The sequence below is a fragment of the Komagataeibacter kakiaceti JCM 25156 genome, assembly GCF_000613305.1.
In genome coordinates, this window is sequence record NZ_BAIO01000108.1 from 1 (window position 1) to 6,517 (window position 6,517).

At 65.4% G+C, this 6,517-nt stretch carries 2 pseudogenes; both read left to right on the plus strand.

The annotated features are described in order from the left end of the window. Nucleotides 1-17: 17 nt before the first annotated feature. Nucleotides 18-3,195 (plus strand): annotated as a pseudogene (locus JCM25156_RS22610) (efflux RND transporter permease subunit). Next, nucleotides 3,192-6,487: pseudogene (locus tag JCM25156_RS22615) on the plus strand (efflux RND transporter permease subunit). The pseudogenes JCM25156_RS22610 and JCM25156_RS22615 overlap by 4 nt, the downstream one beginning before the upstream one ends. Nucleotides 6,488-6,517 lie beyond the last annotated feature (30 nt).

Sequence of the window (6,517 nt, forward strand, 5' to 3'; positions counted from 1 at the left end):
CCGCCGGAGATTGCCGCGTGAACCCATCCCGCCTGTTCATTCACCGCCCGGTCGCCACCACGCTGCTCATGCTGGCCATACTGCTGGCGGGACTTCTGGCTACCACTTCCTGCCGGTCTCCGCCCTGCCGGAAGTGGAATACCCCACCATAACGGTGCAGACCTTCTACCCCGGCGCCAGCCCGGACGTGATGGCCACCTCCGTCACCGCGCCGCTGGAAACCCAGCTTGGTGAAATGTCGGGGCTGGAGCAGATGACCTCCCGCTCCTCGGGCGGGGCGTCGGTCATTACGCTGCGCTTCGGCCTGGACATGACCATGGACATTGCCGAGCAGGAGGTGCAGGCCGCGATCAATCAGGCCAACTCCCTGCTGCCGACCGACCTGCCCGCCCCCCCGGTCTACGCCAAGGTCAACCCGGCGGATACGCCGGTCATGACGCTGGGCATCTCATCGGCCACCATGCCGCTGACGGAGGTGGAGGATTATGTTGACACCCGCCTGGCCGAAAAGATCAGCCAGATTTCGGGTGTGGGGCTGGTGACGCTGTCCGGCGGCAACCGCAAGGCGCTGCGCGTGCGGGTGAACATTCCCAAGCTGACCTCGTTCGGCATCGACCTCGATACGCTGCGCACGACGATCGGCAATGTGAACGTCAACTCCCCCACCGGCACGTTCGATGGCCCCAGCCGCGCGACCACCCTGCGCATCGACGGGCAGCTCTCCGGCCCCGAACAGCTCCTCAACCAGGTCATCGCCTACCAGAACAACGGCCCCGTGCGCATCCGCGACATCGGCACGGTGGTGGAAGGCCCGGAAAACACCGAGCTGGCCGCCTGGGCCAACCGCACGCCCGCGCTGGTCATGAACGTGCAGCGCCAGCCGGCGCCAATGTCATCTCGGTGGTGGACAACATCAAATACGCCCTGCCGCGCCTGCAGCAGGCGCTGCCGCCGGGCATCACCATCACGCCGCTTACCGACCGGACCACGACCATCCGCGCCTCGGTCGAGGATGTGGAGTTCGAACTGGGGCTTGCGCTGGTTCTGGTGGTGGGGGTGATTTTCGTGTTCCTGCGCAATGTGCCGGCAACGCTCATTCCCAGCCTGTCGGTGCCGCTTTCGCTGGTGGGCACGCTGGCGGTCATGTACCTGCTGGACTTCTCGCTCGATAACCTCTCGCTCATGTCACTGACCATCGCCACCGGCTTCGTGGTGGATGACGCCATCGTCATGATCGAGAACATCGCCCGCTACATCGAAATGGGCGACAGCCGCATGGAGGCCGCGCTCAAGGGCGCGGGCGAGATCGGGTTCACCATCATCTCGCTCACCGTCTCGCTCATCGCGGTGCTGATCCCGCTGCTGTTCATGGGCGATGTGGTGGGCCGCCTGTTCCATGAATTCGCCATGACGCTGGCGGTGACGATCATCCTCTCCGCCGTGGTCTCGCTCACGCTCGTGCCGATGATGTGCGCCCGCCTGCTGCATGAACGCAGCGACGGCCACGACGAACCCGCATGGTCGCGCGCCGTGGAACGGTGGACCAAGGCGACGATCGCGGGGTACGGCCGCGCGCTGGACGTGGTGCTGCGCCACCAGCGGCTGACTCTGGCGGTGTTCGCCCTGACACTGGTGCTGACCGGCGTGGTGGCCGTGATCATTCCCAAGGGCTTCTTTCCCGTGCAGGATACGGGCGTGATCCAGGGCATCTCGGTCACGGCGCAATCCACGTCCTTCACCGCCATGAAACGCCACCAGCAGGAACTGGCCGACCGGATCCTGCAGGACCCGGATGTAAGCAGCCTGTCCTCCTTCGTGGGGGTGGACGGGCAGAACGTCACCCTCAACCAGGGGCGGTTCCTCATCAACCTGAAGCCGCTGGGCACGCGCACCGCCACGGCGCGGCAGGTCGCTGACCGCCTGCGCGCGGAAACGGCCGACATCGCCGGGGCGGAACTGTATGTCCAGCCGGTGCAGGATCTCTCGCTCGACACCTCGGTCGCGGCCACGCAGTACCAGTTCCTGCTGGAAAACCCGGACTACAACCAGTTCATTACATGGGTGCCGAAATTCATCGCCCGCCTGCAGCAGGAACCGGCCCTGTCGGATGTGACGTCCGACCTGCAGGCGGCGGGGCTGGTGGCGCATGTCGATCTCGACCGCACCACGGGGGCGCGGTATTCCATCACGCCGCAGACCATCGACAACGTCCTGTATGACAGTTTCGGCCAGCGCCAGATCTCGACCATCTTCACGCAGTCCAACCAGTACCGCGTGATTCTGGAGGCCGATCCCGCCTTCCAGCACGACATGGGCTCGCTCAACCAGATCTACCTGCCCGGCATCAGCGGCAACGCGGGGGAAAGCACCTCCGGCCCGACACGCGCGCCGACATCGGGGCTGGTGCCGCTGGCCGCCGTCACCAGCGTCACGCGCGATACCGCGCCGCTGCTGATCACGCATGTGGGGCAGTTCCCAGCCACCACGGTCTCGTTCAACGTAAAGCCCGGTTACGCGCTGGGCGATGCGACGGATGCGATCGAGCAGGCGGCGGCGGACATTCACCTGCCCGCCAGTTTCCAGACCGCGTTTCAGGGCACGGCGGCGGCTTTCCGCAGTTCGCTTTCCAACGAGGCATGGCTGGTGCTGGCGGCCCTGGTGGCGGTCTATATCGTGCTGGGCATCCTGTATGAAAGTTTCGTCCATCCCATCACCATCCTGTCCACCCTGCCCTCGGCCGGGATTGGCGCGCTGCTGGCGCTGTGGGTGACGGGGGCGGGGCTGGATGTGATGGGCATCATCGGGCTTGTGCTGCTGATCGGCATTGTCAAGAAAAACGCCATCATGATGATCGACTTCGCGCTTGAGGCCGAACGGGTGGAGGGGATGTCGCCCATCGCCTCCATCCGCCATGCCGCGCTGCTGCGTTTCCGGCCCATCCTCATGACCACGCTGGCCGCCATGCTGGCGGCGGTGCCCATGGTCATCGGCACCGGCACCGGTTCGGAACTGCGCCGCCCGCTGGGCATCGCCATCGTAGGGGGGCTGCTGGTCAGCCAGTTGCTGACGCTGTTCACCACACCGGTCATCTACCTGCTCATGGACGGGATCAGCCAGAAACTGCGCGCACGGTTTGGCGGGGCGGATGGTGACCACGACACGGATGGCCTGCCCGGCCCGCAGGCCCCTGCATGAACCCGCTGGCCCTGTTCGTCCGCAGGCCGGTCGCCACGATCCTGCTGACCGTGGCGCTGCTGCTGGGGGGCGTGATCGGCTTTGTCACGCTGCCAGTGGCCGACCTGCCCAATATCGATTTCCCGGTCATACAGGTGCAGGCGCGGCAGGCTGGCGGCTCGCCCGAGGAAATCGCAAGCTCGGTCGCCGCCCCGCTGGAGCGCCATCTGGGCGCGATCGCGGGGCTGACGGAAATGACCTCCCAGTCCTCCGCCAATCAGGCGCGGATCACGTTGCAGTTCTCGCTGGATCGCGACATCAACGGCGCGGCCCGCGATGTGGAGGCCGCCCTTCAGGCCGCGCATGCCGACCTGCCCACGTCGCTGCGGCAGAACCCCAGCTATTTCAAGGCCAACCCCAACGGCGCGCCGGTCATGATCCTGGCGCTGACATCCCGGACGCGCACGGCCCCGCAACTGTACGATCTGGCGTCGAACGTGCTCCAGCAGCATCTCTCCCAGATACAGGGGGTGGGGCAGGTGGAAATCGGCGGCAGTTCGCTGCCGGCGGTGCGGGTGGAGATGAACCCGCTGGCGCTGTACAAATTCGGCATCGGGTTCGAGGACATCCGCGCCGCCCTCGCCTCGGCCAACGCGCATACGCCCAAGGGCTTCATCGATCAGGGTGACAGCCGCTTCGTGCTCGCCACCAATGATCAGGTGCATAACGCGCAGGCCTATCGTGACCTGATCGTGGCCTATCACGACAGCCGCCCCGTACGGCTGGCGGACGTGGCCTATGTGCGCGACAGCGTGGAGGACGTGCGCAACGCCGGGTATGTCGATGGCAGGCCCGCCGTGCTGGCCATCATCTTCGCGCAGGCCGGGGCCAACATCATCAGCACCAACGACCAGATCCGCGCCAAGCTGCCCACCCTGCGCGCGGCGCTGCCGGGAGATGTGGATCTTGGCGATCTCATGGACCGCTCCACCACCATCCGCGCGGCCCTGGCCGATACGCAGTTCACGCTTGTCCTGTCCGTGGTGCTGGTGGTGCTGGTGGTGCTGGTGTTCCTGCATTCACCGCGCATCACCATCATCCCGGCCATCGTGGTGCCGACCTCCATCATCACCACCTTTGGCGTGATGAAACTGATGGGGTATTCGCTGGACAACCTGTCGCTCATGGCGCTGACCATCTCCACCGGGTTCGTGGTGGATGACGCCATCGTGGTGGTTGAAAACATCAGCCGCCACATGGAGGCGGGCATGGACCGCCTGCAGGCCACGCTGCTGGGCGCGCGTGAGGTCGCGTTCACGGTCATGTCCATTACCGTATCGCTGATCGCGGTGTTCCTGCCCATCCTGCTGCTCAGCGGCGTGGCGGGGCGCCTGTTCCATGAATTCGCCATGACGATGTCCATCACCATCGTCATCTCCATGGTGCTTTCGCTTTCGCTGACCCCCATGATGACGGCGCACCTGCTACGCCGCCATGAGGCCACGCCATCCAAGGGGATCATGGGGCGGATCGGGCAGCGGCTGGAGCGCGCGCTCCATGCCGCCCAGCAGGGCTACGCGCAGTCGCTGGAATGGGCGATCACGCACCGGCGGCTGACCATCCTGTCCCTGCCGCTGACCATCGCCATCATGGTCGGCCTGTTCATCAAGATGCCCAAGGGCCTGTTTCCCGAATCCGATACGGGCATGTTGATGGGCCACCTGCAGGGTGACCAGTCGATCTCGTTCCAGGCCATGCAGGGCAAGATCGCCACCGTGCAGAAGGCCATCATGGCGGACCGGGACGTATCGCGCGTCATGGGGTTCATGGGCGGGCGCGGCACGTCCAACCAGGCCAACCTGTTCGTGGTGCTCAAGGACAAGTCCCTGCGCACCGACCCGCCTGCCGTCACCATCGCGCGCATCTCGCGCCGGTTGCGCAAGATGGTGGGCGCGCAGTTCTATGCCTCCGCGCCGGGGCAGTTGCGCATTGGCGGGCGGCAGAGCAACGCGGCCTACCAGTATTCGCTCCAGTCCGATTCATCGCAGGATCTGTACAAATGGACGCCGCAGCTTGTCACCGCGCTGCAGAAACATCGTGAACTGTCCGACATTTCATCGGACGTGCTTCAGGGGGGATCGGCGCTGGACGTGGTGGTGGACCGCGATACGGCCAGCCGCCTCAACATCACGCCACAGCTCGTGTCCAATACCCTGTTCGACGCCTATGGCCAGCGCGCGGCTCGGTCATCTACAACCCGCTCAACCAGTACCGCGTGGTGATGGAGGTCGAACCGCGTTTCTGGCAGGATCCGGGCACGCTCAGGCAGGTCTGGGTCAGTGTGGCGGGGGGATCGGCCGGGGGCGGCACGCAGTCCAACACCATCCGTGTGCGTACCGACACGGGCACCACCGCGTCCCAGCTCAGCGCGCAGTCGTTCCGTAACCAGATCGCCAATACGCTGGCGGGCGGCAACAGCACCTCCAGCGGGTCCGCCGTTTCAACCAGTTCGGAGGAAATGGTGCCGCTGACACTGGTCTCGGTCCTCAGACCCGCGCTGACGGCGCTCAGCGTCAACCATGCGGGGCAGTCCGTTTCCAGCACCATCTCGTTCAACCTCGCCAATGGCGTCTCGCTCAGTCAGGCGGTGCAGATCATCAACGAGGAAGCCGTGCGCCTGCACATGCCCGCCAATATCCAGGGCAGCTTCGCCGGGAACGCCGCGCAGTTCCAGAAGTCGGTCAATAATGAACCGCTGCTGATCCTGGCGGCGCTGGCGGCGGTGTACATGACGCTTGGCATCCTGTATGAAAGCTATGTCCACCCGCTGACCATCCTGTCCACCCTGCCCTCGGCCGGGGTGGGCGCGCTGCTGGCGCTACAGGTGTTTGGCGAGGAATTCTCGCTCATCGCCATGATCGGGGTGATCCTGCTGATCGGCATCGTCAAGAAAAACGCGATCATGCTGGTGGATTTCGCCCTGACCGCCGAGCGCGATGAGGGACACACGCCGCTGGACGCCATCCGCACCGCCTGCCTGCTGCGCTTCCGCCCGATCATGATGACCACGTTCGCCGCCGCACTGGGGGCGCTGCCGCTCATATTCGGCCATGGCTATGGCTCGGAACTGCGCCGCCCGCTGGGCATCGCGATCGTGGGGGGGCTGCTCGTCAGTCAGGCGCTGACGCTCTATACAACGCCGGTCGTCTATCTTTACCTCGATCGGCTCGCGATTGTCTGCCGCACATGTTTCAACCGGCTGTACGGGCGGCTGTCCCGGCGCCATCGTCTCTCCCCCCAGCAGGATTCCTGAACCGGATGACCCTTTCACGCCATCCCGCAG